General features: G+C 72.1%; 3 protein-coding genes and 1 tRNA gene. 2 read left to right on the top strand and 2 right to left on the bottom strand.

All coding sequences use genetic code 11. The annotated features are described in order from the left end of the window. Positions 1-303: 303 nt before the first annotated feature. Positions 304-376 (bottom strand) — tRNA-His (locus AC2W7G_RS13290). 60 nt (positions 377-436) lie between these two features. Continuing rightward, positions 437-1039, bottom strand: coding sequence for an oligoribonuclease (gene orn / locus AC2W7G_RS13295; protein WP_485868858.1), 603 nt, complete (start codon positions 1037-1039; stop codon positions 437-439). Between the two features lie 126 nt (positions 1040-1165). Between orn and AC2W7G_RS13300 the strand changes: the two genes are divergently transcribed. Next, positions 1166-1948 (top strand): DsbA family protein, encoded by a 783-nt coding sequence (locus tag AC2W7G_RS13300; RefSeq protein ID WP_485868859.1) that lies wholly within the window; start codon positions 1166-1168, stop codon positions 1946-1948. 206 nt (positions 1949-2154) lie between these two features. Next, on the top strand, positions 2155-2720 hold a 566-nt coding region (locus tag AC2W7G_RS13305; protein ID WP_485868860.1), incomplete at its 3' end, for a DsbA family protein.

Raw genomic sequence — 2720 nt, forward strand, 5'->3', positions numbered from 1 at the left:
GCCGGTCGATGGTGACGTCGTCCGCGGCGCTCGCGCTGCCCGCGGTGAGCGGCAGTGCGGCGGCCAGCAGGGCGCCGGCCAGGCCGGTGGCCCAGCGGGCGCGGACAAGACGTGGCGATGAGCTCACGAAGGTTCCCCCGATGTGTCGTGGTGCGCCGCCCCACCCGAGGCGGCGTCTCGAACCCTAGGGACGGGGTCCGACGGGCGACAAGACTCCGCCCGGTGAAGTTTGGGTGACAGCCGGGAGGGTCCGGGAATGCGACGAGCCCCGTCGTCATTCGACGACGGGGCTCGTATCGCGGGGGTGGACGACGGGACTTGAACCCGCGGCCACCGGCACCACAAGCCGGTGCTCTACCAACTGAGCTACGCCCACCGCGCGTCCCCGGCTGCACCGGGAACGGCGAGGAACACTGTAGTGCATGCCTCCCGGAGGTCAGGAACCGGAGGGGCTGATGCGCTCGGAGATGGCCTTCGCGGTCTCGCTGTCCGGCCCGGGCGCGGGCACGAACACGGCCTCGCGGTAGTAGCGCAGCTCGGCGATGCTCTCGGTGATGTCGGCCAGCGCGCGGTGGTTGCCGTGCTTGGCGGGGGCGTTGAAGTAGGCCCGCGGGAACCACTGGCGCGACAGCTCCTTGATGCTGGAGACGTCGACGACGCGGTAGTGCAGGTGGGCCTCGAGCTCGACCATGTCGCGGGCCAGGAAGGTGCGGTCGGTGCCGACGGTGTTGCCGGCCAAGGGAGCCTTGCGCGGCTCGGGGACGAACTCGCGGACGTACGTCAGCACGGCCTCCTCGGCCTCGCGCAGGGTCATCCCGCCGTCAAGCTCCTCGAGCAGTCCCGAGGACGTGTGCATCTGCGTCACGAACTCGTTCATCTGCTCCAGCGCGGCCGCCGGCGGCTTGATCACCACGTCGATGCCGTCGCCGAGGACGTTGAGCTCGTAGTCGGTGACGAGCGCCGCCACCTCGATGAGCGCGTCGTCCTCGAGGGAGAGGCCGGTCATCTCGCAGTCGATCCACACCAGTCGGTCGTTCACGCACGACACACTAGCCGTGACGCCGGACGAGCCCCGATAGAGTGCACGTGGCCTGCGACGGGCCGCCCGCCGGAACTCGCGGTGCCGCTCGCGCGTTGGACAACCCGTGACCCCAGGAGACGTTCAGTGACCAACGACCGCCAGCAGCGCGCCGCCCGCGCCGAGCAGATGCGCAAGGAGCGCGAGAAGGCGTCCCGCCGGCAGCGCAACCGGATCACCACCGTGATCGTCGTCGCCGTCGTGGCCCTCATCGCCGCCGCGGCGCTCGGCTACCAGCAGCTGCAGAAGGAGAACGACAAGCCGCTGGTCGCCCCCGCGAACACCACCGAGGACTTCGCGATCGAGTACACGACCGAGGTCGCGACCGGCAAGCCGGCGACGAACCCCGTGCCGATCGTCATGTACGAGGACTTCCAGTGCCCCGGCTGCCAGGCGTTCGAGGCCGGCAGCGGCACCTGGATGAAGCAGGCCGTCGACAAGGGCGAGGTCACCCTCGAGTACCGCCCGGTGTCGTTCCTGAACCAGGCCAGCACCACCGACTACTCGACGCGCGCCACCAACGCCGCGCTCTGCGTGCTCGACGAGAAGGGCGTCCAGGCCTACTACGACATGCACCAGCTGCTCTACGCCAACCAGCCCGCCGAGGGCGGCGAGGGCCTGCCCGACGACACCCTGGTCGAGATGGCCAAGCAGGCCGGCGCCGGCGACAAGGTGTCCTCGTGCGTCGAGGACGGTCGCTTCGAGCCCTGGATCGAGGACGCGACGGACGCTTGGCGCGACGCCGGCTACGGCGGCACGCCGACCGTCGTCGTCGACGGCAAGGAGGTCAAGGGCAGCGCGAACGGCCAGGAGACCATCCCGACGTCGGCCGACCTGCAGAAGGCCGTGGCCGCCGCCCGTCAGGGCTGATCGCCGCGACGCACCCGAGGGGGCGCCCTGGTCGCACGAGCGACCGGGGCGCCCCTTCGTCGTGCCGGACCGGGCTGCCGCCGACCGCGTCCGGCCGTAGGGTGCGGGGGCGAGACCGGAGGAACGACCGTGACTGAGCAGACGGACGAGCAGGCGCCCGCAGACGAGCGCGCGGTGCGGCGCGTCCGCACGCGGTGACGCTGGGCGTGCTCGCGGTCGTGGTCGCCCTGGTCGCCCTCACCGCGTGGGGCCTGAGCCGCTCGACGCCGCAGGACGAGTCGCCGCTCGTGAAGCCCACCGGCGTCACCGACGACCGCGGGGTCCTGCACGTCGCCGACGACGCGGCCGACCCCCTGCCGGTCGTCGTCTACGAGGACTTCCAGTGCCCGGCCTGCCGCGCCTTCGAGGCGGAGGCCGGCGCCTGGCTGGAGCAGGCGGTGGAGGACGGCGAGGTCAGCCTGGAGCAGCGTCCGGTCGCGATGCTCGACGGCGCCAGCACGACCGAGTACTCCTCCCGCGCGGGCAACCTCGCGCTCTGCGTGCTGGACGCGGACGGACGGGAGCGGTTCGCCGCGGTGCACCGGCTGCTGTTCGACGAGCAGCCCGCCGAGGGCACGGCGGGGCTGGACGACGAGCAGCTGGTCGAGCTCGGCCAGCGCGCGGGCGTGGCGTGGACGTCCTGGAGCCCTGCGTCGCGGACCGCCGGTTCGACCGCTGGCTGGCCGACGTCCACCGACGCGTTCGAGGACGCGGGGCACGGCGGTACGCCGAC

Source organism: Aeromicrobium sp. PFPM2_SD2, from assembly GCF_057364525.1.